Origin of the sequence: Pseudomonas mendocina (genome assembly GCF_003008615.1) — a bacterium.
Lineage (GTDB): Bacteria > Pseudomonadota > Gammaproteobacteria > Pseudomonadales > Pseudomonadaceae > Aquipseudomonas > Aquipseudomonas mendocina_C.
This window is the reverse complement of the sequence record NZ_CP027657.1, coordinates 1153110-1177398: the sequence shown is the minus strand read 5'-3', so window position 1 is coordinate 1177398 and position 24289 is coordinate 1153110. Positions and strand designations below refer to the sequence as shown.

Below are 24289 nucleotides of genomic sequence, written 5' to 3'. Positions count from 1 at the left end.
CTAATCAGGCTGCCAGTCCAGGCTCAGCTCTTCCTGCCAGGCGAAGCGTTCGAAGTGACTGCCGACAACGCCCTGCAGGCGTTGCAGGTCATCGCTGCTTGCACTTTCCACCTGCAGACGCAGCCCCTGATTTTCTGCCTTCAAGGTGGCCAGGCCAGAGGTGAACTCGATGCGCCCCTGCTGTTCGTCGAAGCTGACCGGAATCTTGTGCGCGAAGTGCTTGCACAGTCGGCTGATGTAGCGGGCCGGGGTATCGGTAGCGACGAAGGCGCTGCTGCTGAATGTACGCATGGGAGTTCCTTTTTCGTGTGATTCATGCCCAGCCCTACCGCGGTAGGGCGCGGCAAGGCTCAGTAAGCCAGGGTGAAGCGTTGACGGATATGTTGCGGCTGCTCTGCTTCGTCGATCAGCGCCACGGCCAGGTCGGCAACCGAAACACTGCCTGGTTCATCGCCATTCATCAGCAACTCATCCTGGCCGAGACGGAACTTGCCGGTGCGTGGGCCTGGAACGAGCAGGGCCGCTGGCGAGAGAAAAGTCCACTCCAGCTCTTGCTCACCGCGCAGGATTTCCAGCGCCTGGCGCGCGCCTTCGGCGCCTTCCTTGTACTCGGCTGGGAAGTCCGGTGTATCGATCAATTGCACGCCGGGCGCAACGTACAGACTTCCGGCGCCACCGACCACCAGCAGGCGCTTGACTCCGGCCAGCTTGCTGGCGGCAATAATCGCGCGGCTGCCGGCGATGAACTGCTCGCGAATATCCGCAATACCCCAGCCTGGGTTGAAGGCGCTGATAACCACGTCATGTCCACGCAACTGCTCGGCCAGCGCTACGCTGTCGTGCACGTCTGCCTGCACGGTAGTCAACTGAGGGTGTACGGCCAGTTTTTGCGGGTGGCGTACCAGCGCCGTGACCTGATGGCCGCGGTTCAGTGCTTCCTGCAGCAATGGCGCACCGACATAGCCGGTGGCGCCGATCAGAGCGATCTTCATGGGGAAACCTCGAATAGTGACGGTGAACACATCATCGCTGCTGGATAAACACGAGAAAAAGTGGCCTGATGCACTTGAATAATTAAGTAGAGCTTCATAATGGAACAGCTCAAGCGCATGGCGCTGTTCGCCACGGTGGTTGCAAAGGGGTCGATGGTCGGTGCTGCCGAAGTGCTGGGCATGACGGCGTCCGCCGTCAGCCAGCAGATCCGTCGACTGGAAGAGGCTACGGGCGTCACGTTGCTGCACCGCACGACGCGCAAGCTGACCCTGACCGAGGCGGGGGCGACTTTTTACGAGAGCTGCCAACAGATCGTCGAGTTGGCGCAGCAGGCCGAGCAGCGTCTTGCCGAGCAGCGCGATGCGCCGGTGGGGGAGTTGCGTGTCGCCGCGCCGGTCGGGTTTTCCGGGCCATTGCTGTGCGAGGCGTTGGCGCCGCTGCTCAGTGCTCATCCAGGGTTGAGCCTGAGCCTGTTCTTTCAGGATGAGCAGATCGATCTGATCGAATCACGCATCGACCTCGCCATTCGTGTCGGTCGTCAGGAGGACTCCAGCCTGGTTGCCCGCTACGTGACGGATTGGCGGATGTTGCTATGTGCTGCTCCGGCCTATCTGGCACGTGCCGGCTGGCCCAGCGAGCCGCAGCAATTGTTGAAGCTGGACTGGATCGGCCTGCACCTCGAGCGCAGTCAGCATCTGACGCTGCATGGTCCTGCCGGGGCGCAGCAGCGCCTGCGTCTGGAGACGCGGATCAGCTGCAACAACATTCTCGCGGCACGCCAGTTCACCCTGGCGGGTATGGGCGTGTCGTTGCAGCCTGAGCCGGAAGTCCGTGATCTGCTGGCCAGCGGTGAGCTGCTGCCGTTGCTGCCGGACTGGCAACTGGAACCCATCGGCTTGCATATCGTGACGCCGCGGCGCGATGCGCAACCGGCAAAGGTGCGCTACGCCATCGAGGCGCTCCGGCGTCATCTGGTCAGTGCATGACGATCAACAGTCGGCATCCGCCTCAGGCTGTGCGAGGATGGGCCGCAATTATTCCCTCGGCCAGAAAGGACCCGTGATCCACACCGATGAAGACGCCCAAACGTATTGAACCCCTGGTCGAGGACGGCCTGGTGGACGAGGTGCTGCGACCGCTGATGAGCGGCAAGGAAGCAGCGGTCTATGTGGTGCGCTGCGGCGATGAGCTGCGTTGCGCCAAGGTCTACAAGGAGGCCAACAAACGTAGTTTCCGCCAGGCGTCCGAGTATCAGGAGGGGCGCAAGGTGCGCGGTAGCCGTCAGGCTCGCGCCATGGCCAAGGGCAGCAAGTACGGCCGCAAGGAGCAGGAGCAGGCCTGGCAGAATGCCGAAGTCGCCGCACTGTTCCGCTTGGCAAGCGCTGGCGTGCGAGTGCCCAAACCCTATGACTTTCTCGATGGCGTATTGCTGATGGAGCTGGTGGGTGACGGTGAAGGTGACGTTGCGCCACGGCTCAATGACGTCGACCTGCATCCGGATGACGCGCGTGAGTTCCACGCCTTCATGATCCAGGAAATCGTCAAGATGCTCTGCGCCGGCCTGGTGCATGGTGACCTGTCCGAGTTCAACGTGCTGCTCGGCCCTGAAGGCCCGGTGATCATCGATCTGCCACAAGCCGTGGATGCGGCTGCCAACAACCATGCCTTCAGCATGCTCGAGCGGGATGTGCGCAACATGGCCGAGTACTTCGGTCAATTTGCACCCGAATTGAGGTTCACCAAATACGCCAAGGAAATGTGGGCGCTCTACGAGGCCGGCAAACTGCAGCCAGATACACAGTTGACCGGTGAGTTCGCCGAGCCTGAGGACGCCGCCGATATCGACGCGGTTATGCGCGAGATCAAGGCCGCGCTGGCCGAGGAAGCGAAGAAGCAGGCCCTGCTCAACGCCGAAGACGAACCCAAGGATGCCGAACCGATCCCGCCCTGGATGCGTTGATCAGGTATTTGCCGAGGGCTCCGATCCGTAGGGTGCACTGTGCGCACCTGTGAACGGTGAAATCCGGGGATGCGTTTGCATCCCCGGATTGCATCCGGGCTACGGGGTGTCTTTACTGCGATGCGAACACATCGGCTCGCCGCAGCCTACACCCTGTTCAAGCCCTTTCAGGATCGGACAGTCCGGCCGGTTGTCACCCTGACAACTGGCCGCCAGCTCCACCAACGTATCGCGCAGCGCACTCATCTCGGTGATCTTGCGTTCCAACTCGGCGATATGCCCCTCGGCCAGCGCCTTCACATCGGCACTGGCACGCTGCTTGTCCTGCCACAGCGCCAGCAGCTTACCGACTTCCTCCAGCGAAAAGCCCAGATCCCGCGCCCGCTTGATAAAGGCCAGGCGGTGCACATCGCCCGCGCTGTACTGCCGATAGCCACTTTCCGACCGCCCAGCATGGGGCAGCAGGTCGATGGACTCGTAGTAGCGAATCATCTTGGCGCTAAGGCCGGTGTGTTTGGCGGCTTGGCCGATGTTCATATGAAAACTCTCGCCATTGAGTCGTTGCGCAGGATAACGCTAGACGCCTGTGTTGGAGCTTGTTGACTCCAAATCAACCAGTCGGTTGGTTGGGCCATTTGCCTGTAGGCGCTCACGGATTATCTGAGGCCACTGGCTACGCGAGCGGCGTTTGGCCATGGCGTAGGTGAAGTTCTGAAAGGCATTGAGTGGCGCTAAAAAGAGGCTGCCGACCAACAGCACGAAGTCAGAACCACTCAGGAAGTTACGGCCATCATTGGCTTGGTACTGTTCCTTGATGTCACGCCACTGCAGGCGCGTCCAGTGGCCACGACGCTTGCGTACGGCCAGCAGGCTCTGATTGAACTCGGGCGAGTCACTGGGCTGCCCTTGCTGATCGAACCATGGGCCATTGTCCATATAGGCCCGAAGGTATTCCCAGAACCCCAATTGCATCTCCAGGCTCTTGCCAATGGGCGAGCCTAGGTTTATCACCACCTGATCCTGAGGATGGCCATAGCGATGCAACAGGGCTTCGAGTGCGGCATGTCGCATGCCAGCCGTGTAGGGGCCCACTGTTCCATAGCCGTAGGTGGCAGCGGCAATACCATCCCAGGGGGCGTGATAAATCTCGCCTTCTTGCTCGAAGTACAGCTCGCGGGTGCGGCGATTGAACAGGATGGGGAGTGGCATGGGGCGTAGGACTTCCCAAAAGAAAGCTATCAATGTGATGGAAAAGACAATAGTAAATAACTTGAGAGCCCATTGAAGATCACCCTCAACTAACAAGGGAAGGATGGCTAACAGGCTAAAAAATACCCCCCCCCTCCTAATACTCCCGTTAGCATTCCGCGATCAGCGCTATCCCCATGTTCGATGGCAAGATAGTGCTCCGTCTGTTCCTCTACTTCCGGCATACACATCAAGGGGGCGCCGGTAGGTTGATCGGCACGGAGTAGGCGGCTGTCCGGTAGCTGGGCGAGCCGTTGGGCAAAAGGGTGGTCGGTCGCGGTGTTCATGATCAGCTCAGGTCGATATCGATAGGCGCCAGATACAGTCCTTCGATGGGTTGGTAGGTCAGGCTGCCGCGGATGGCGATGAGTTTCTCGACGTCCTCGTGGTAGGCACGGCGCAGGCGTGCGCTGCCATCGGCTTCGGGTTGTACGCGGGTGACAACGTCGAGATCGAGTGGAATAGGGTCGTCCTCCCCCCCCCAGACCAGTGGTATGCAACGTTTGGCAGAACCAGTGAGACCGGCGGAACGTTGCCACTCCTCGTAACCGTCGAAACTGACCATGCCTTGCCATCTAGGCTCGGCCTTGCTCCAGATCCACCAGCCGAGTGGTCGGGCCATCGCCACGCAAGCGCTCACGAATCATTTGCGGCCACTGGCTACGCGAGCGGCGTTTGGCCATGGCGTAGGTGAAGTTCTGAAAGGCATTGAGTGGCGCTAAAAAGAGGCTGCCGACCAACAGCACGAAGTCAGAACCACTCAGGAAATTGCGACCGTCGTTGGCTTGATATTGCTCCTTGATGTCGCGCCATTGCAGGCGCGTCCATTGTCCACGGCGTTTGCGCACGGCCAGCAGGCTCTGATTGAACTCAGGCGAGTCACTGGGTTGCCCTTGCTGATCGAACCATGGGCCATTGTCCATATAGGTGCGCAGGTATTCCCAGAACCCCAACTGCATCTCCAAGCTCTTGCCAATAGGCGAGCCAAGGTTGATCACCACCTGCTCCTGAGGGTGGCCATAGCGATGCAGCAGGGCTTCGAGTGCAGCATGGCGCATGCCAGCCGTATAAGGGCCGACCGTGCCATAGGCATAGGTGGCGGCGGCAATGTCGTCCCAAGGGGTGTGGTAAATCTCGCCTTCTTGCTCGAAGTACAGCTCGCGGGTGCGGCGGTTGAGCAAGATGGGAAGTGGCATGGGGCGCAGGATTTCTAGTAGAAAAGGAATCACTGTGCATGTTATGGCAACAAAGAATGCCTGGGCAGCACTTTGAGTATGTCCGTTTAATAAGGCAATCATGGCCATAATGAAAAGAAAGCATCCCAGCCCCCCCAGCGCCCCCGTCCACATCCCTCGATCAGCACTATCACCATGCTCGATAGCCAGATAGTGCTCCGTCTGTTCTTCCACTTCCGGCATGCACATCAAGGGGGCGCCGGTAGGTTGATCGGCACGGAGTTGGCGGCTGTCCGGTAGCTGGGCCAGGCGTTGGGCAAAAGGGTGGTCGGTCGCGGTGGTCATGATCAGCTCAGGTCGATATCGATAGGCGCCAGATACAGCCCTTCGATGGGTTGGTAGGTCAGGCTGCCACGGATGGCGACAAGATCCTCTACGTCCTCGTGGTAGGCACGGCGCAAGCGCACGCTGCCATCGGCTTCGGGTTGTACGCGGGTGACAACGTCGAGATCGAGTGGAATAGGGTCGTCCTCCCCCCCAGACCAGCGGTATGCAACGTTTGGCAGAACCAGTGAGACCGGCGGAACGTTGCCACTCCTCGTAACCGTCGAAACTGACCATGCCTTGCCACCTAGGCTCGGCCTTGCTCCAGATCCACCAGCCGACTGGTGGGGCCATCTGCACGCAAGCGCTCACGAATCATCTGCGGCCACTGGCTGCGTGCACGGCGTTTGGCCATGGCGTAGGTGAAGTTTTGAATGGCGTTGAGTGGTGCCAAAAAGAGACTGCCGACCAACAGCACGAAGTCAGAGCCACTCAGGAAGTTACGGCCATCATTGGCTTGATACTGTTCCTTGATGTCACGCCACTGCAGGCGCGTCCAGTGGCCACGGCGCTTGCGTGCGGCCAGCAGGCTATGGTTGAACTCGGGCGAGTCACTGGACTGCCCTTTCTGATCGAACCATGGGCCATTGTCCATATAGGTGCGCAGGTATTCCCAGAACCCCAATTGCATCTCCAGGCTCTTGCCTGTAGGCGAGCCTAGGTTGATCACTACCTGCTCCTGAGGATGGCCATAGCGGTGCAGCAGGGCTTCGAGTGCGGCATGGCGCATGCCAGCCGTATAAGGGCCGACCGTGCCATAGGCATAGGTGGCTGCGGCGATAACGTCCCAGGGTGTGTGGTAAATCTCGCCTTCTTGCTCGAAGTACAGCTCGCGGGTGCGGCGGTTAAGCAGGATGGGGAGTGGCATGGGACGTAGGACTTCCCATACGAATGGAATGGTAAAGAGGGCAAGTGCAAATAACAGGGTGGTTAGAGCTGGTTCAGGTCGATGATCCAAGTAGAAAGCCAGGGAAAAGGCGCTACAAAAAAGACCGGCTACCCCCCCCAACGCTCCAGTTAGCATCCCTCGATCAGCACTATCACCATGCTCGATAGCCAGATAGTGCTCCGTCTGTTCTTCCACTTCCGGCATGCACATCAAGGGGGCGCCGGTAGGTTGATCGGCACGGAGTAGGCGGCTGTCCGGTAGCTGGGCCAGGCGTTGGGCAAAAGGGTGGTCGGTCGCGGTGGTCATGATCAGCTCAGGTCGATATCGATAGGCGCCAGATACAGCCCTTCGATGGGTTGGTAGGTCAGGCTGCCGCGGATGGCGATGAGTTTCTCGACGTCCTCGTGGTAGGCACGGCGCAAGCGCACGCTGCCATCGGCTTCGGGTTGTACGCGAGTGCCGATGTCCAGATCGAGTGGAATAGGGTCATCTTCCCCCCAGACTAGGGGCACGCAACGGGTGGAAAGGCCTCTAAGGCCCAACGAGCGTTGCCATTCTTCATGGCCGTCGAAGCTGACCATACCTTGCTTGTACTCACGCTGGCCAGGCAGGCGCAGCACCAGGCGCAGTTCATTGATCAGGCCCGAGCGCGGGTTGATGTCGTTCCAGCGTTCGAGCTTGAGGCTGACCGGCAAGACGATGCGGTAGAACTCGCGCATGCTCTGGTTGAAGTCGCCAGACCAGTCCGCCGGGCGCGTGCCGAAGCGGGTCTTTTTGAGCCACTGTTCCAGCGGCGTATCTTCGGTGTAGATCAGCGAGATCAGCCCGATAAAGATGGTGATGGTCAGCCCTACCAGGCTCAGACGCAGCGGCAGGGAGAGCACGCGAATACCCGTGGCCAGCGCTTCTGCCTCGCCTGCGAGGGCAGCGCTACGGGCAACGCGCATGGCACGCATGGCCTGGAGCGATATACGGGCGTAGCCCAGTTGAGCACCGGCCAGGCTGGTGCTGACAACCGCCGTATCCAGATCCCCGTTTCGATAGGCGTCCAGCGCATGCCAGCCATAATAGAACACGTCGATGCCAGCGGTGATGGACTGCAAAAGCATGGCGGCAGCGCCTAGCCCCAGCGCCCTTGCCAAATACTCTTGGGCTTTGCCGTCAAGATGACTCGCTTGGGCGACATGATGTTCCCAGCTAGAATCTGCAAGTTGTTGCAAGACTGCTGTTGCAGCAGTTGCTGTAGCCATGAGCGCACTTAATGACGATACAAAGCTCTTAGTTGAAAAGTCCTTCCAAGTTTGTGTTCCAACTTCCGCCAAATTCCAAATCGCCACCGCCGTAATCAGCGCCTTTAACGGCGCCTCATCCAGCAAGTTACGGATATTGCGCGGCATTTGCACCTTGGCCTCTTCGCCGCTCAAAGGCGGCAATGCCGTTGCCGGCTTGCTCGGCGCCGGGTACGGCACATCACTGCCATACCCTGGCTGAGGATGTGCGGGCGCAGGCTGCGGAGCAGGGACGACGCGCAGATGCGGTATGGCTTCCTCGACCTGGGTAGCGGTAGGGCTTTTGGTTGGCGCGGATGTACCCGCCTTACGGGCTGCTCGCGCCTCTTCACGCTCCAGTTGTTCGATGCGTTTCTTGAGGCTACGCACTTGCCCCTTGTTATGGGCCTGTTCCATTTGTTCCGTCAGCCAACGCCGGGCCTCGACAGGGCTCAGTTTGACCAGCTCCAACTGTTGCTGGGAGCGAGCCAGCATGGCGGTCATCAGGTTATAGGCCAGCTCATTGATTTGCTGGGCCAGGCTCAAGCGCAGATTACCCATGAGAACAGGGGACAATGCGGCATACAAGGCCTCGCCGCCGCCGGCTAGGGACAGGCCTCGCAACCGTTCAGCCCCCAAGTTGAGGGCAAGGGTAAGCGTCGTTGCGCGGGAGAGGTTGGCGGCGGCTGCGCTGGCATCGGCGGCGACCTCGGCGGTTCCCTGCTGCATATCCAGCAATTGCTTGAGGTTGCCTGGTTCGAGCTTTCTGGTAACACCCAATACAGCCAACAGCAGCCACATGTCGCCTCTGGGTTTCTGCATGCTCAGCGCCTCGCCAATCGCCTTCACGCCAGGTGGCGTAGCCGCTGGCCCCAGGCAGACAGCCGCGAAGCTGGCCTCCAGCATGTCGCGCTGGGAGGGTTGGCTGAGATCGAAGTTGTGGCAGGCCGACTCCAGATCGGAAGGCTTGCAGCCGCCCAGGGTGGAGAACCAGGCCGCCCACAACTCGGCAAAGCGCAGCCGATCCTGATCCAGTGACTCCTGCTCGCGTTCCTGCTCCTGCAATACCCGCTGCACACGCGGAACATCGACGATTGAAGCCAAGCGAGCGCGTATCTCCTGGTCGCCTTCACCGACGGACTTGACCGTGGCGGCCATCGACCACTCATCGAAGCGGTGCTTGTTGAGCTTGTCGAACGCCTGGTTACGGGCGCGCAACAGGCAAGCGATGTCGATCAATATGCCCCAGGGGTCATCGATCAAGGCGAAATGTTGCTGCTCACAGCGGCGCATATTTTTTAGCGCGGGTTCTTCCAGCAGCCAGTATTGAGCCTCCTTGGCACAACTCCAGTTGTAGTTTTCCGGCCTCACATCACCGATCTGTGGATGCAGGGACTTGATTGTGCCGCTGAAAGGCGAAACGCCAGGGGTGACCTTGCGCATCATGCGCTCACGCATTTCAGCCTGTTGCTCGACCTCGGCATAGATGTCCGCACTCCATTCGACGGGCGACCAGACCAGGGATATTGGCGCACCAGCCTCCTGCAGCAGATAGGGTCTGGCGGTTTTATCCCGAGACTGGCCACCGCGAGCCGTTGGCGTGAGCATGGACGACTCGACCCGGTATTCGTTCAGCTCCTGCAGACTGTCGTCCCAGACATACAGCCAGCCATCACGAAGCATGCGCGGCACATAGCCGAACGGGCGTTCATGTAGTTGAGGATGATCAGGCCCCAAGTCTGGAAACAGGCCCTCGATATTCGGTACACCCAGGCTGGCAGCATCCAGGCTAGACGGGTTGCGTGGATCGATGGGGCCAATGGCATAGCGAACCGGCAGAATCGCTGCCAGCAGTGGGCAAGCGGTAGGCTTAAGGCGTTCAGGTTGGGCGATGGGTTGATTCATGCCGTTGCATCCTGCAAGTGAGGTTGGTGTTGCGCCAAAGCTTCCAGCAATGGCCAATCCAGGGTGAGCTGGGCGTCAAGCGTGTCCTGTGGGTGGGTGGTATCCAGCTCGGGATTGCCGTTGCTCCAGGCCAGCACGGGGGTATCGTGGTTACGCAGCCAGACTTGCTGCACGCCGTACCAGAAACCATCAGGCCACAGGGCATGGTCACGCCAGGCGTTCAAGAGCGGCCTGCCGTCGGCCAGTCGCAACCAGAACTCCCGGCCATCAGGTGAGAAGATGCGCAAGCGACGCTGCAGGGCATCACGCAAGTCAGGCAGGCTGAAGTCGCTCTTTAGCCAAACGGCGGTGAGCAATTCATCTCGGCCCTGAGCCCAGGCCTCATGCAGCGCGCTGCCAGCATTCGCCTCCAGCAGGATGGGGCCAATTTCCGCCAATCCCTCATAAGCTGTTCCTTGCAACAAGGGCCGTGGGCTGTGCTCCGGGAAGGTCTGGCACAGCCATGCCAATGCCTGCTTGTGTGAGGCGCCATCGAAGAGCAGAAATCCTCTATCGATCATTTCGCCTCCTTGGCTTGCTTGGCGGCTTCACACACCTCGCAGACACCACTGGTGGCCTGCAAGAACACTCGGCGCTGCTTGGCTAGCGCTTCCAGGGGCATACCGGCCTTGTCGGCATCCGCCGGTTTCACCTTGCCTGGCAAAATAGGCTTGGCGCCGGAGCCACTCCCCGGCGCCCCACCAGTATTCATCTTGATATTCGCGCCACTCAGGGTCACACCACTCGGGTCGAGTTTGAGGAAGCTGCCGCCGCCTGCGGCAGTGAGTTCCATGCCGGCGTCGATCACCACTTTGCTACCGGCGTTGTAGTGAATCTCGTTGCCGGCTTCGATAAACAGGCCAGTGCCGACTTTCACGTGCTGAGTGGTACCAACGGTGAGGTGGTCGTTGCTGCGCAGTTCCACCTTGCGGTCGAGGTCGGTGGTGCGGTGTTCCTCGGCGCGCAGTTCGGTGTGGGTGTTGGCTTCGACCGTATCGTGGCGCTCGTTGCCGACGCGGATCTTCTGGTTGTTCTCGATGTTCTCGTCCCAGTCGCGCTGGGCGTGGATGTAGATCTGCTCGGCGCCCTTGCGGTCTTCGATACGGAACTCGTTGTAGCCACCACCGCCTGGGCTGCTCAGGGTCTTGAACAGACTGCGGGTCTTGTTCGCCGGCAGGTCGTAGGGCACCACATGCTCGGCGTGATAGAGGCAGCCGGTGATCAGGGGCTGGTCGGGGTCGCCTTCGAGGAAGGTGACCAGCACTTCCATACCCACCCGTGGGATGGCCACACCGCCATAGGCGTCGCCGGCCCAGTTGGAGGCTACGCGCAGCCAGCAACTGGTAGTGTCGTTGCCCAGGCCTTCGCGATCCCAGTGGAACTGCACTTTCACCCGGCCGTACTGGTCGCAGTGAATTTCCTCGCCGGCCGGGCCCGTGACGACGGCGGTCTGGCTACCGAGTACCTTGGGCTTGGGGTGTTCGAGAGCAGGGCGGTAGGGTATGTCCCACGGTGTGGCGGTGAAGCGGTTGCGGTAACCTTGCTGGAAGCCGTCGCTGGCTTTGGCATTGCTGGTCACCGACTCTTCCAGCACCTGTGGCTGCTTGCCTTCGTGGATGACTTCACCCAGTAACCAGAGGTCGTTCCATTGCTCACGTGGGTGCCCGGCCAGGGCGAGGAAGTGGCCGCAGATCAGGTAGGCGTCGCTCTGGCCTTCGGCCAGTTCGTAGTCACTGCGCAGTCGCTCCAGGCTGCGCTTGGCCAGGTGCTTGCCGCGCGTGCGGTCGGTGAAGCGGCCGGGGTAGTCGTACACCTCCAGCGCCGGAGTGAATTCGCTGCGGTAGTCCGCCTCCATCTGCAGCTTGGGCTGCTCGAAGTCATAGTCGCGCCAGGTGGCCTGGGTGCTGCGGGTTTCCAGGCGCACGCCGAAGGCGCGTACCACTTCGTTGTCAGCGGAAAGGCCGCTGTCTTGCTGGTAATTCAGCGGATCGAGCTTGGGGAAGACGCTGGCGCCGTCGCCAAACACCAGGCGATGACTGTCTTCGCTGTGCTGGAAGTGGAAGCTGATGCCTTCTTCCTCGCACAGGCGCTGAATGAAGTGCAGGTCGCTTTCGTCGTACTGCACGCAGTAGTCGCGCTCGGGGTAGATGTAACCGAGCTGGAATTGATAGGCGTCGCTCTGGATGCCGTGGTCTTCGAGGATCTGCCCGATGATCTGCGGCACCGTCAGGTGCTGGAAGATACGCTGGTTGTAGCGATGGGCCAGGTAGGCGAGCTGTGGGCGCAGGCTGATGCGGTAGCGCGTCAAGCGCTTGCCTGAGTCACCTTGCTCGATGGCGTAGACCACACCGTGCACGCCTTTGCCGGAGGGGCCGAAGGTCAGGTAGGCGGTCTGGTTGATCAGAGCGTCGAGATCGAGTTCGGCGCTCTGGCTGACCAGTTCGATTTCGAAGCGGTAGGGCTTGTTGAGCGTTTCGCGCCCCTCGAAGCTCAGAACCTGCAGGTCGTTCTCGACCGCAGGAATGGCGAGGGTGATATGCGCCTGATTGGCATCCAGCATGCCTTGGCCTCCATCCATGAGTTGGGCGAAGCCTGAAGGGTGCCGGACACCGGGCGCAGGTTCAATGATGGCATTCCCATACCATGCGCCGGTTCAAGAAAATGCCGGCTACGATCCTTTCGGTCGCCAGCGGTTGAGCAGCAGCGCGTTGCTCACCACGCTGACGCTGGACAGGGCCATGGCAGCCCCCGCGAACATCGGGTTGAGCAGCCCGGCGGCAGCCAGCGGGATGCCGATCAGGTTATAGATGAAGGCCCAGAACAGGTTCTGGCGAATCTTGGCGTAGGTGCGGCGGCTGATCTCCAGTGCGGCCGGTACCAGACGCGGGTCGCCGCGCATCAGAGTGATGCCGGCCGCGTGCATGGCGGCATCGGTGCCGCCGCCCATGGCGATGCCGACGTCCGCAGCCGCCAGGGCCGGCGCATCGTTGATGCCATCGCCGACCATGGCCACGGTGCCGTGTTGGCGCAGTTCACCAACCAGGCGTGCCTTGTCCGCCGGCAGTACCTGGGCGTGCGGTTCGTCGATGCCCAGCACGCTGGCCACGGCAGCGACACTGCCCTGGTTGTCGCCACTGATCAGGTGGCTGGTGATGCCCTGTTCACGCAGTTCGGCGATGGCGTCGGCGGCGCCGTCCTTGAGTTGATCGCCGAAGGCCAGCAGGCCGAGCAGGCGAGGTGCGCTGCCGGTTTCGATCAGCCAGGACAGCGTGCGGCCCTCGGCCTCCCAGGTGCGTGCGGATTCGGCCAGCGCGCCGGCCTGTAGCTGGTTTTCCTCCAGCAGGCGGCTACTGCCCAGTTGCAGGGCGTGCCCTTCGACGCTACCAGCGATGCCGCGCCCGGCCAGGGCATGGCTGTCACTCAGTGCTGGCAAGGGAATGTGCTGTTCGGCGCAACGCTGCAGCACAGCCTTGGCCAGTGGATGTTCGCTGCCCTGTTGCAGGCCGCCGGCCAGTCTCAGCAGCTCCGCTTCGCTGGCGTCGGCCAGGCCGATATGGACGATGCGCGGCTTACCTTCGGTGAGTGTGCCGGTCTTGTCGAAGGCGATGTGCTGGATCGCATGCGCCACCTCCAGTGCTTCGGCGTCCTTGATCAGGATGCCATGGCGCGCAGCCACGCCGGTGCCCGCCATGATCGCGGTCGGCGTGGCCAGGCCGAGGGCGCAGGGGCAGGCGATCACCAGCACGGCCACGGCGTTGAGCAAAGCGTTTTCCAGCGGCGCGCCGAATGCCAGCCAGCCGAGCAGCGTGGCCAGGGCAATCAGCAGCACGGCTGGGACGAACACCTGGCTGACCTTGTCCACCAGCTTCTGGATCGGCGCCTTCGCCGCCTGGGCGTCTTCGACCAGGCGGATGATGCGCGACAGCACGGTCTCCGCACCCAGGGCGGTGGTTTCCACCAGCAAACGTCCCTCGCCGTTGATGGCTCCGGCCGTGACCTTATCGCCGGGTTGCTTGGCCACTGGCAGGCTTTCACCACTGATCAGCGCCTCGTCGGCGTGGCTGTTACCCTCCAGCACCTGGCCATCGACCGGGAAACGCTCACCCGGCTTGACCAGGATGCGATCCCCCAGCACCAGGGCCTCAAGGCCGACGCGCTCCTCACGTCCCTCCACCAGGCGTACCGCGTGATCCGGACGCAGTGCCTGCAGGGCGCGGATGGCACTGGCGGTCTGGCGTTTGGCGCGGCTTTCCAGGTACTTGCCGAGCAGGATCAGGCTGACGATCACCGCCGAGGCCTCGAAATACAGGTGCGGCATATGCCCCGGCGGCGTCACCGCCCACTGGTACAGGCTCAGGCCGTAGCCGGCGCTGGTGCCGATGGCGACCAGTTGATCCATATTGCCGGCACCGGCCTTCAGGGCGCGCCAGGCCGCACGGTAGAAACGTGCGCCGAAGATGAACTGCACCGGCGTAGCGAGTAGGAACTGCGCCCAGGCCGGCAGCATCCAGTGCAGGCCGAAGGGTTCGGCCAGCATCGGCACGACCAGTGGCAGGGTCAGGACGATGGCCGCCAGCAACGTCAGTCGCTCACGACGCAGGCGGTTGTCGGCTTCATCCGTGGCAGGGCGACCATCGAGCAGGCAGGCCTTGTAGCCGGCGGTGGATACGGCTTTCAGCGCCTGCTGTGGATCGAAACCAGCGAGCACCTGCAGGCGCGCCTTCTCGTCGGCCAGGTTAACGGCCACCTGACTGACGCCTGGCAGCTTGCCCAGTGCTCGTTCGATACGGCCGACGCAGCTGGCGCAGGTCATGCCCTCGATGCCGAGCTCCAGCGGCTGGTTGGGGACGCTGTAGCCGGCGCCCTCGATGGCGCTGATCAGTTGCGGCAGGCTGCCGGCAGTTGCCTCGACGCGCGCCTGCTCGCTGGCCAGGTTGACGCTGACGTTGGATACCTCCGGCAACTTGTTCAGCACGCGTTCGACACGGCCGGCACAACTGGCGCAGGTCATGCCCTCAATGGGTAGGTCGAAGATCATGGTGCAGCTCCCTGTAGCATCGTGGCTACAGGATCAACCTTGACCCCGTGGCAAGGTCAAGCCTTCAGTTCAACGCAGGCGCGGCATGCAGTCGCAGGCCATCGCTGCCCATGGCGATACGGTAGCGACGCACTTCGCCAGCCTGCAGCTCCAGCGATTGCCCCGCGAGCTGGTTGATGCCGTCCTGACACGGGCCAGTGCCGGTCAGACCGAGGCGCAGAGAAACCGGGCCCGGTGGCAAATTGAAGGACACCGACTGGCCCTGATGCAAGCGTGCGGCCATCTGGTCGTGCAGATACAGCGCGACTTCGCAGGTGGTGGCCACCTCCAGGCGCTCGCGCGAGACGATCAGCACCGCGTAGCCCTCGCCTTGCGTAGTCGCTGGCAGAGGGGCGAGTGGTTGGGCAAGGGCTTGGGATGCCAGCAGCGGGAAGAGCATCAGATAGAACAGGCGCATGGTGGCGACCCTCATACTGAAAACGAAGCGGATGACATGACGCAAGGGCTTGACCTTGCCATCGTGGCAAGGTCGAGACTACACCCATCGACCAGCGGTTCAAGGAGTCAACAGATGCAACAGTTCAAGGTTAGTGGAATGTCTTGCGGTCATTGCGTGCGGGCCATCACCCAGGCGATCCAGATGCTGGATCAGGCGGCCAAGGTCGAGGTCGACCTCGCCGCCGGGCTGGTACGTGTAGAAAGTAGTCTGAACGCTGAGCAGGTACAGGCGGCGATTCGCGAAGAGGGCTACCAGGCCGAACTCACCTAGGGTGCGCCGCGCGTCTCGGCAGAGTGGCCCCGATTCATTCTAGGGCCACTGACGCAGCAAGCCGCGGAAGCAGCTGTCGATCATGGCCGGGGTATCGGTCTGGGCATCGAACAGATTGGGGTCGCGCAACCAGTCACTGAACAGGCCGACGATCAGCGCGTGCAGCGTGCGTGAGGCCAGGCGCGGTGTGATGCCAGGCTGCAGGTAAGGCTGTACCGCTGGCAGGGCGAACTGTTGTTCGCACAAGTCGATGAACTGATTGACGAAGGCTTCGTGACGCTCCTCGGCTTCGCGCAAATCCTCGGTGAATTCGCAGCGGCGCAGTAGCACGGTGAGGATGCGTCGGCGTTGCTCATCCAGCACCAGGTTGGCCATGGCCTCTATGCACAGGTCGCGCAACAACTGCAGCGATGACAAACCGTCGACTTCAGCCAGTTGCTGAGCCAGCGGCTCCAGCGGCAAGCGCACCTGGTTGAGCATCTCGTGGAACAGGTGCGCCTTGTTCTGGAAGTGCCAATAGACCGCACCGCGCGTGACCCCAGCATGCCGGGCGATATGCTCCAGACTGGTGTGGGCGACCCCCCGCTCGAGGAACAGTTGTTCAGCAGCGGCGAGGATGGCGCAGCGGGTTTTCTCCGCGTCTTCTTTGGTTCTACGCATGGCGATCCGGTTAATTGAAGCTAGGCTCTGGTTGTGCCGAGTGTACCGATTATCCCTGTCTGCTGGGGGCACGCTTCGTTGTGCCGCCTCTGCGATGCGTTTCGCCCAAGGAGAGGAATGCCTCATGCCGCTCGTTCGCCTGATTCGTTTCTGCCTGTTCGCAAGTCTTGCCCTAGCGCTCGGTGCGCAGGCCGCCGATGCACCGTCAACGGCGGTGACAGTAGAGCGGATCGAAGTGGGTGAGCTGCCCGTGGTGCTGGAGTACCCGGCCCGTACGACGGGCTATCGCGAGGTGCAGGTGCGGGCGCAGGTCGGCGGCATCCTGCAGGAGCGCACTTATCAGGAAGGCAGCCGGGTGCAGAAGGATCAGGTGCTGTTTCGCATCGACGCGCGACCATATGAAGCCGCCCTGGCGCGTGCCAAGGGAGCGCTGGCGCAGGAGCAGGCGCGTTTTCGGCAGACCGATCGTGACCTCAAGCGCATCCGCGAATTGCAGAAGAAGGGCTTTGCCAGCGAGAGTGAGCTGGACAACGCCATCTCCAATTTCGAGCAGAGCAAGGCCAATATCGAGGCGGCTCAAGCCGAGGTGCAGTCGCGCCAGATCGACCTTGACTACACCACGGTAAAGGCGCCGATCACCGGCATGACCAGCAAGGAAAGCGTCTCCGAAGGTAGCTTGATCGTCGCTGGTGATCCCAGCGCCAGCCTGCTGACGCAGATCACTCAGCTCGATCCGATCTTCGCCAACTTCGCTTACCCGGATGCCGAGGCCGAACGCCTGCGTCGGGAGTTGTCCGAAGGCAGTTTGGTACCGCCGAGCGGCGGCAAGCTGAGCGTCGAGGTCTACTTTGGCGATGGCTCGGCCTATCCGATGGTGGGCGAGGTGGATTTCACCGACAGCTTGATCGACCGAGGCACCGGTACCGTCAGTGCGCGTGGTGTGGTGCCCAACCCTGAACAAAAGCTGCTGCCGGGCCAGTTCGTGCGGGTGAAGGTCAAGGGTCTGACGCGTCCGCGGGCGATCACCGTGCCGGAACGTGCCGTCGCTCAGGGGCCGCGCGGTACGTTCGTCTACGTGGTGGATGAACAGAGCATCGCGCGTATGCGCCAGGTCTCTACGGGCGATACGGCAGGCGGGCGCTGGTTGATTCTCTCCGGGGTCAGCGATGGCGAACGGGTGATCGTCGATGGCCTGGCCAAGGTGCGGCCTGACAGTCCGGTCAAGGTCGAGGAGGCGAAGGCAGACACGCCTGCAAGTCCGGCGCAGGAGTAACGCTCATGATCTCGCGCTTCTTTATCGATCGTCCGGTTTTTGCCACCGTCATTTCCATCGTCATCGTGCTCGCCGGCCTGGCTGCGATGCGCGCGTTGCCTATTGCCCAGTACCCGGAAATCCTGCCGCCGCAGGTGTCGGTAAGTGCCGCTTATCCGGGGGCCAGCTCGCAGGTGATCGCCGAAACCGTAGCGGCGCCGCTGGAGCAGGAGATCAATGGCGTCGAGAACATGATCTACCAGCTGTCCAATTCCTCCAGCAGCGGAGCGATGAGCCTGACGGTGTACTTCGAGGTTGGCACCGACCCGGATCAGGCCACCATCAACGTCAACAACAAGGTGCAGGCCGCGCTGGCCAAGCTGCCGGAAGAGGTGCGCCGACAAGGCGTGAAGGTGGAGAAGAAGTCCTCGGACATTCTGCAGGTGATCACCCTTTATTCGCCGGACGGTTCGCGTGACCCGATCTTCATCAGCAACTACGCGCTGATCAACGTCATCGATGAACTGAAACGCCTCAAGGGCGTTGGCGATGCCAGCCAGTTCGGCTCCAAGGACTACTCCATGCGCATCTGGCTTCGCCCGGACAAGCTGGCGCAGTACGACCTGACGCCGACCGATGTGGTCAACGCCATTCGCGAACAGAATTCGCAGTTCGCCGCCGGCAGCTTCGGCCAGCAGCCGCTCAAGGAGCCGCAGGACTTCACTTATACCGTCACCACTCAGGGGCGCTTCACCGATCCGAAGGAGTTCGAGAGCGTCATCCTGCGCACCGATGCCACCGGCGCCAGCCTGCTGCTCAAGGACGTCGCGCGGGTCGAGCTGGGTGCGCAGGACTACTCGCTGGTCACCACCCTCAATGGCCAGCAGAACGCCGCCTTCGGCATCTACCTGCAGCCCGGCGCCAATGCCCTGGATACCGCCGAAGCGGTCGAACGCACCATGCAGCGCCTGAGCAAGCGCTTCCCCGAAGGCATCGCCTACAAGATCCCCTACGACACCACCAAGTTCGTGCAGGTCTCCATCGACGAGGTGATCAAGACCTTCTTCGAAGCGCTGGTGCTGGTGGTGCTGGTGGTGTTCGTGTTCCTGCAGAACTGGCGCGCCACGCTGATTCCGGTGCTGGCGATCCCAGTGTCGCTGGTCGGCACCTTCGCCGGCATGTACCTGCTGGGCTTTTCCATCAACCTGCTGACCCTGTTCGGCATGGTGCTGGCCATCGGCATTGTGGTCGACGACGCCATCGTGGTGATCGAGAACGTCGAGCGGGTGATGCGCACTCAGGGCCTCAATGCTCGCGACGCCTCGATCAAGGCGATGGAGGAGGTCACCGGGCCGATCATCGCTATCGTGCTGGTGCTTTGCGCGGTGTTCGTTCCAGTGGGGTTTCTCGGTGGTTTGGCGGGGCAGATGTACAAGCAATTCGCGATCACCATCGCGGTATCGGTGGTGATTTCCGGCATCGTCGCGTTGACCCTCTCACCCGCGCTGTGCGCCTTGTTACTCAAGCCCGGCCATCATGAGCCGGCCGCGCCATTTCGCCTGTTCAACCGTTTCTTCGACAAGGCCACCGCCGGCTATGGCGCGGGTGTGCGTTTCTTCCTCAAGCGTTCGCTGGTCGGCCTGCTGCTGTTCGGCGGGATGATCGCGCTGATCATGCTGCTGTTCGCGCGGGTGCCCGGTTCGCTGGTGCCTGATGAGGATCAGGGCTACGTGATCAATGCCTATTACCTGCCCCCAGCAGCTTCGCTCAATCGCACCGAGGCACTGAGTGGTGCGGTGAGTGAGCAACTGATGGTGCACCCGGCGGTGCAGGACGTGGTGACCTTCGCGGGTTTCGACGTGCTCACCTTCGGCGTACGCAGCAATGCCGGGGTGTCCTTCGTACCGCTCAAGGACTGGAGCGAGCGCACCACCCCCGAGCTCGATGCGCGTAACCTGACGCACGAGTTCATGGGCATGGGCGCCGCGCAGAAGGATGGTCTGGTGCTGTCGTTCAATCCGCCGCCGATCACCGGCATGAGCACCACCGGCGGCTTCGAGTCCTTCATTCAGGATCGCTCCGGGGGCAGTGTCGAGCAGCTTGGCGAGAAGGTGCAGGCCTTTGTCGCTGCCGCGAGCAAGCGACCGGAACTGGCAGGCGTGCAGAGCACCTTCAGTGCCAACGTGCCGCAATATTACATCGACCTGGATCGCACCAAGACACGAGCCCTGGGCGTCAGCGTCAGCGACGTGTTCACCGCGATGCAGGCGACCTTCGGCAGCTACTACGTCAACGACTTCACCCTCTACGGGCGCACCTGGCAGGTCAGCCTGCAATCGGAGTCGGAGTTCCGCCGCAAACCGGAGGATCTCGGCCAGGTCTACGTTCGCTCCAGCAGCGGCGATCTGGTGCCACTGTCGACCCTGCTGCGCGTGCGGCGCATCCTCGGGCCGGATTCTTACGACCGCTTCAACGTCTACCCCTCGGCCAAGGTGCTGGGCGGGCCGGCCCCTGGCTACAGTTCCGGGCAGGCGCTGGCGGCGATGCAGGAGGTGGCCGACGAGGTGCTCGGCGAGGACTACAGCCTGGGTTGGATCGGCTCGGCCTATCAGGAGCTGGCCACGCAAGGTTCGGGGGCGCAGGCCTTCGTCTTCGGACTGATTCTGGTGTTCCTGATTCTGGCCGCGCAGTACGAGCGCTGGACGTTGCCTCTGGCGGTGGTCACGGCCGTGCCCTTCGCGGTGTTCGGGGCGATTCTCGCGGTATGGCTGCGTGGCATCCAGAACGACGTGTACTTCCAGGTGGGGCTGGTCACGCTGATCGGTCTGGCGGCGAAGAACGCCATCCTCATCGTCGAGTTCGCCGTGTTGCTGCGCGCCGAGGGCAAGGGCATCTTCGACTCGGCGCTGGAGGCGGCCAAGCTGCGTTTCCGCCCTATCGTGATGACCTCGCTGGCCTTCATTCTCGGCTGCGTGCCGTTGGCCATCAGCTCCGGCGCCGGTTCAGCCAGCCGCCACTCCATCGGCACCGGGGTGATCGGTGGCATGCTGGCGGCCACGCTGCTGGCCACCTTCCTGATTCCGATGTTCTACCTGCTGGTGGAGTCGGCGGCGCAGCGTTTCGGCCGGGGTAAGCATGAGCCCGAGGCGCAAGAGCCCGGACACGGCGCTTGATGCCGTTCCACTGGTACTGACTGGAGGCCTGTAGCCGGATGCCACCCATGTCGAAATCGAACACGCCAGGTCGTCTTCTGGCGACCTGGCTCTTTCGTCGTCGAGGCCAAGAGTGAGACGATTAGCAGGCTAATAAAATTTCGGACTGCCCATGCCTCTGCGTATTCTGCTGATCCTCGGCGCGCTCAGCGCCTTCGGCCCGCTTGCCATCGACTTCTACCTGCCCAGCTTCCCGACATTGGCACATCAGTTCGCCACCGATGTGGAGCACGTGCAGTTGTCGCTGGCCGCCTATTTTGTCGGTATCGCTCTCGGCCAGTTGTTCTACGGGCCGCTGGCTGACCGCTTTGGCCGGCGTGTGCCGCTGTTGATCGGGGTGACCCTGTTTGCGCTCGCGTCATTGGCCTGCGCGCTGGCGCCCAGCCTGGAGTGGCTGATCGGTGCGCGCTTCGTGCAAGCTCTCGGCGGCTGCGCCGGTATGGTTATCACCCGTGCTGTGGTGCGCGACCTGTGCGATCCGCTGACCTCGGCCAAGGTGTTCTCGCAACTGGTGCTGGTGATGGGGCTTGCACCGATTCTCGCCCCGCTGGGGGGCGGCCTGCTGCTCAATACGCTGGGTTGGCCTTGGATCTTCCATAGCCTGGCGCTGTTCGCCGGCCTTTGCCTGCTGGCCGTGCTGCTGTGGTTACCGGAGACGCGACCGCAGCATCTGCAGCCGGCTCCACTCAGCGGTGCCTTCGGCCAGTACCGTGCGTTGTTGGGCAATGCGCCCTTCATGGGCTACAGCCTGGCGGGCGGCGTGGCGATGGCCGGTATGTTCGCCTATATCGCGGGCTCGCCCTTCGTTTTCATCGAGCTTTACGGGGTGCCGGCCGAGCACTACGGCTGGTTGTTCGGTAGCAATGCGGCGGGTTTCGTGATCATGGCGCAGGTCAATGCGCGGCTGGTGCGGGTGGGTGGCCCGGCCTTGTGGTTGCGGCGCATGGTGCTGGTGTATCTGGCCAGCGGGCTTTGCCTGCTGGCGCTGGCGGCGTGGCAGCCGGCGAGCCTCTGGGCGCTGATGATTCCACTGTTCATCTGCGTGGCCAGTCTCGGCTGCGTATTGCCCAACGCCACCGCCTGCGCCATGGCAGGGCAGGGGCAGCATGCCGGTAGCGCCTCAGGCCTGCTCGGCAGCTTGCAGTTCACTGTGGCGGCCGGGGCCTCGGCATTGGTGGCGTCTCTTCACGACGGCTCGGCGCTGCCCATGGCGCTGGTGATCGCGCTGTGCGGAGCGGCAGCGAGTGCCTTTGCCTGGTGGAGCCGACGTTTCACGGTCTGAGGCTCAATGGCTGCGGTGTGGCTGGGCGATGCTCAGCGATGCCGAACCGATGCCGGGGGCCTGAGCCAGGATCGGTTGCCAGTTCGTGCGCCATTGCGTCAAGGCGGCTTCATCGCCTTCGAACACCAGGTCGAGGAAGGCCAGGGTCAGATCGGCCGTCGCTGCCTTGGTCTGGGCATTGAGCGATGGGCCGCCGGTGAACGAACGGTCGGTGAAGATGCTGTGGGAGCCGTCGCGAAACACCGCCAGCAGCTTTTGTGGGTTGGCCAGCGCATCGTAGATGGCCAGGCGATCATCCGCGCCTGAGCGATAGCCGGGAATCTGGATCACGTCATCGGTGGCGGTCACGTGCAGCGTAGGCACCGAGACGTTGCCCAGCACTGCTGGCAAATTGCTTTCACCGTAGAACGGTGGCGCCGAGATGATCACTGCCGCGGAGAAACGCTCGTCCTGATAATCGATGGTCTTGCCGTCGCGGATTACCTGTGCTCCCGCTGCGAGCAAGGCCGTATTGGCGCCGTAGGAGTGACCGGCGACGATGACGCGTTGGCGATCCACCGCGGCACCTCTGTGATCCGTTGTGCCGGAGAGCATCTGGTCGAGGGCGAAGCTCACGTCGGCCGCCCGGGCCATGGCCTCGCTCTCCTTTGCGGCATCGTGCAGGCGGGTGACCACGCTGAACGGATTGCCCCGCCATAAGGCCGAGTCGCTGCCGACATGCTGCACATGCAGGCTGGCGACGCCATGGCTCGACCAGTGCTTGCCGAGATAGCTGTAGCCTTTGCGTGAGCCGCCGATGCCGTGGGAGAACACCACCAGAGGTACCGTGCTGCCTGGCTGTACGTTGGCCGGCCAGTACAGGCGTACTGGCACCGGGCGCGAACGGGACTGGTCGACCCAATCGAAATCGACGATTTCGTAGGACGGAGCCTCTGCTTCGTCCTCAGTAGCCTGAGTTGGGGTGGAGACTGCCAAGCTGGCCAACAACGCCGTTGCCAACATTTTCCAGCCTTTGCTCAGTGCTTTTGGCAACAGGGTGTCGACTTCGGAGGCGACACTTTCGCCGGTTGCTGTTGTGTATTTCAGAGTCGTATTCATCGCTGGACAGGTTCCTGGCGGCAGAGAGTTCTGGTGATTGGGCGCATCGATCCGGTCATTGAAATAGCTGGTAGGGCTTTTGCGCCCGTAGCGCAGGAAGGGGAAAGGCCATGCCCGTGAGACGCTCGGATTCCTTCCAGAGTCGTCTGGCCATGCCTTGATCCAGCGCTTGCAGCGGTGTCTTGGCCAGCGTTGGCTGACCACGGGTTTCGCCGAGCTGGTCGGGGCCGTAATAGGCGCCGCCTTCTGCGTGTTGCGAGGTGGCTGCGAACAGCGTCGGCAGCGCCCCCTGCGCGACGGGCTGGAACAGAAACCAGAGAAAGCGCCGCGCGCTGCCAGCCGCACTCCATTTACCGGCGCCATTGGGCAGCAGCTCGGTGCGTGCAATACCCGGATGCGCTGCAATGCTCTGAATCCCCCAGCCAGCCGCATGGCTGCGCCGGTGCAGTTCCAGAGCAAACATCAGGCAGGCCAGTTTGGATTGGCTGTAGGCAACCATCGGCTTGTAGCTGCGCGCCGACTGCAGGTCGTTCAGGTCGATGGCGCCCTGTCTGGCGGCGATGCTCGAGACGCTGACGACGCGAGGCTGGTCGCCCTTGCGCAGCAGTGGCAACAGTTGTGCGGTCAGGGCGAAGTGGCCGAGGTGGTTGGTGCCGAACTGCAGCTCGAAACCATCCGCGGTCTCCTGGCGTTGCGGCGGTGTCATCACCCCGGCGTTATTGATCAGCAGGTCGAGGCTGTTGTGTGAGTCGCCAAGCCGCTTGGCGAAAGCCCGGATGGAGTCGAGGCTGGCGAGATCCAGTTCGGCAAAGCTGACATCGGCTCCCGCAGCGCTTTGGCGGATGCGTTCGACGGCGGCAGCTCCCCTGGAGGGATTGCGGCCAGCGATGATCACCGTTGCGCCTGCATGAGCCAGGGCCAGGGCACCCTCGAAACCAAGGCCGCCGGTGCCAGTGATGACGGCCGTGCGACCGTGTTGGGAGGGAATGTCGGAAACTGTCCAGTTGGCCATGGTCATTGCCTTGCCTCAGAATGGGGCGTTAATCTGAGTGCATCAATAATTGCACCGAGTGCAAACATTAGTGCACTGAGTGCAATTTCTGCAATAGGCTATTGG

20 protein-coding genes and 1 pseudogene are annotated in these 24289 nt (G+C 62.2%); 6 read left to right on the top strand and 15 right to left on the bottom strand.

Annotated features, from left to right (window positions below; genetic code table 11):
- Complete coding sequence (locus C7A17_RS05505) at positions 1-291, bottom strand: DUF2218 domain-containing protein (RefSeq protein ID WP_106737069.1); 291 nt, start codon at positions 289-291, stop codon at positions 1-3.
- 59 nt (positions 292-350) lie between these two features.
- A complete protein-coding gene (locus tag C7A17_RS05500) occupies positions 351-992 on the bottom strand; it encodes an NAD(P)-dependent oxidoreductase (protein ID WP_106737068.1) in 642 nt (213 codons plus the stop codon).
- Between the two features lie 99 nt (positions 993-1091).
- Between C7A17_RS05500 and C7A17_RS05495 the strand changes: the two genes are divergently transcribed.
- Positions 1092-1979 (top strand): LysR family transcriptional regulator, encoded by an 888-nt coding sequence (locus tag C7A17_RS05495; RefSeq protein ID WP_106737067.1) that lies wholly within the window; start codon positions 1092-1094, stop codon positions 1977-1979.
- Positions 1980-2065: 86 nt separating this feature from the next.
- Entirely contained in the window at positions 2066-2953 is an 888-nt protein-coding gene (locus tag C7A17_RS05490; RefSeq protein ID WP_106737066.1) for a PA4780 family RIO1-like protein kinase, read from the top strand.
- A gap of 99 nt (positions 2954-3052) precedes the next feature.
- Here C7A17_RS05490 and cueR read toward each other — a convergent pair whose 3' ends face one another.
- The 10 genes and pseudogenes from cueR to C7A17_RS05435 all read right to left on the bottom strand — a co-directional run bounded on the left by cueR (position 3053) and on the right by C7A17_RS05435 (position 15338).
- Complete coding sequence (cueR, locus tag C7A17_RS05485; RefSeq protein ID WP_106737065.1) at positions 3053-3490, bottom strand: Cu(I)-responsive transcriptional regulator; 438 nt, start codon at positions 3488-3490, stop codon at positions 3053-3055.
- 39 nt (positions 3491-3529) lie between these two features.
- Positions 3530-4162, bottom strand: a complete 633-nt coding sequence (locus C7A17_RS05480) for a hypothetical protein (protein WP_106737064.1) — start codon at positions 4160-4162, stop codon at positions 3530-3532.
- A 328-nt stretch (positions 4163-4490) separates the two neighbouring features.
- Complete coding sequence (locus tag C7A17_RS05470; RefSeq protein ID WP_106737062.1) at positions 4491-4766, bottom strand: hypothetical protein; 276 nt, start codon at positions 4764-4766, stop codon at positions 4491-4493.
- Between the two features lie 10 nt (positions 4767-4776).
- The gene (locus C7A17_RS05465; protein ID WP_234035889.1) at positions 4777-5721 is read right to left on the bottom strand and encodes a DUF6708 domain-containing protein; all 945 of its coding nucleotides are present in this window, start codon (positions 5719-5721) and stop codon (positions 4777-4779) included.
- A 286-nt stretch (positions 5722-6007) separates the two neighbouring features.
- A complete protein-coding gene (locus C7A17_RS05460) occupies positions 6008-6628 on the bottom strand; it encodes a hypothetical protein (protein ID WP_106737060.1) in 621 nt (206 codons plus the stop codon).
- A gap of 2726 nt (positions 6629-9354) precedes the next feature.
- Positions 9355-9822 (bottom strand): annotated as a pseudogene (locus C7A17_RS27315) (toxin VasX); the annotation flags it as partial.
- On the bottom strand, positions 9819-10382 hold the full coding sequence (locus tag C7A17_RS05450) for a DUF4123 domain-containing protein (RefSeq protein ID WP_106737058.1): 564 nt from the start codon (positions 10380-10382) through the stop codon (positions 9819-9821). The pseudogene C7A17_RS27315 and the gene C7A17_RS05450, both read right to left, overlap by 4 nt.
- The gene (locus C7A17_RS05445; RefSeq protein WP_106737057.1) at positions 10379-12421 is read right to left on the bottom strand and encodes a type VI secretion system Vgr family protein; all 2043 of its coding nucleotides are present in this window, start codon (positions 12419-12421) and stop codon (positions 10379-10381) included. Before C7A17_RS05445 ends, C7A17_RS05450 begins: the two co-directional genes overlap by 4 nt.
- 108 nt (positions 12422-12529) lie before the next feature.
- Positions 12530-14899, bottom strand: coding sequence for a heavy metal translocating P-type ATPase (locus tag C7A17_RS05440; RefSeq protein WP_106737056.1), 2370 nt, complete (start codon positions 14897-14899; stop codon positions 12530-12532).
- 64 nt (positions 14900-14963) lie between these two features.
- Complete coding sequence (locus tag C7A17_RS05435) at positions 14964-15338, bottom strand: hypothetical protein (protein ID WP_106742759.1); 375 nt, start codon at positions 15336-15338, stop codon at positions 14964-14966.
- Positions 15339-15470: 132 nt separating this feature from the next.
- Here C7A17_RS05435 and C7A17_RS05430 point away from each other — a divergent pair, with 132 nt between their 5' ends.
- Entirely contained in the window at positions 15471-15668 is a 198-nt protein-coding gene (locus tag C7A17_RS05430) for a heavy-metal-associated domain-containing protein (protein ID WP_106737055.1), read from the top strand.
- A gap of 39 nt (positions 15669-15707) precedes the next feature.
- On the opposite strand, the gene C7A17_RS05425 is transcribed toward C7A17_RS05430, so the two are convergent.
- Positions 15708-16328, bottom strand: a complete 621-nt coding sequence (locus C7A17_RS05425; protein WP_106737054.1) for a TetR family transcriptional regulator — start codon at positions 16326-16328, stop codon at positions 15708-15710.
- A 124-nt stretch (positions 16329-16452) separates the two neighbouring features.
- On the opposite strand from C7A17_RS05425, the gene C7A17_RS05420 reads away from it, so the two are divergent.
- The 3 genes from C7A17_RS05420 (at position 16453) to C7A17_RS05410 (ending at position 22074) form a co-directional block, all read left to right on the top strand.
- On the top strand, positions 16453-17601 hold the full coding sequence (locus C7A17_RS05420) for an efflux RND transporter periplasmic adaptor subunit (RefSeq protein WP_106737053.1): 1149 nt from the start codon (positions 16453-16455) through the stop codon (positions 17599-17601).
- 5 nt (positions 17602-17606) lie between these two features.
- Positions 17607-20753: an efflux RND transporter permease subunit gene (locus C7A17_RS05415; protein WP_106737052.1), complete on the top strand. Its 3147-nt coding sequence runs from the start codon at positions 17607-17609 to the stop codon at positions 20751-20753.
- Positions 20754-20904: 151 nt separating this feature from the next.
- Complete coding sequence (locus tag C7A17_RS05410; RefSeq protein WP_106737051.1) at positions 20905-22074, top strand: Bcr/CflA family multidrug efflux MFS transporter; 1170 nt, start codon at positions 20905-20907, stop codon at positions 22072-22074.
- A gap of 3 nt (positions 22075-22077) precedes the next feature.
- Here C7A17_RS05410 and C7A17_RS05405 read toward each other — a convergent pair whose 3' ends face one another.
- Both C7A17_RS05405 and C7A17_RS05400 read right to left on the bottom strand, forming a co-directional pair.
- Entirely contained in the window at positions 22078-23172 is a 1095-nt protein-coding gene (locus C7A17_RS05405; protein ID WP_106737050.1) for an alpha/beta hydrolase family protein, read from the bottom strand.
- Between the two features lie 55 nt (positions 23173-23227).
- On the bottom strand, positions 23228-24184 hold the full coding sequence (locus C7A17_RS05400; RefSeq protein WP_106742757.1) for an SDR family oxidoreductase: 957 nt from the start codon (positions 24182-24184) through the stop codon (positions 23228-23230).
- Positions 24185-24289 lie beyond the last annotated feature (105 nt).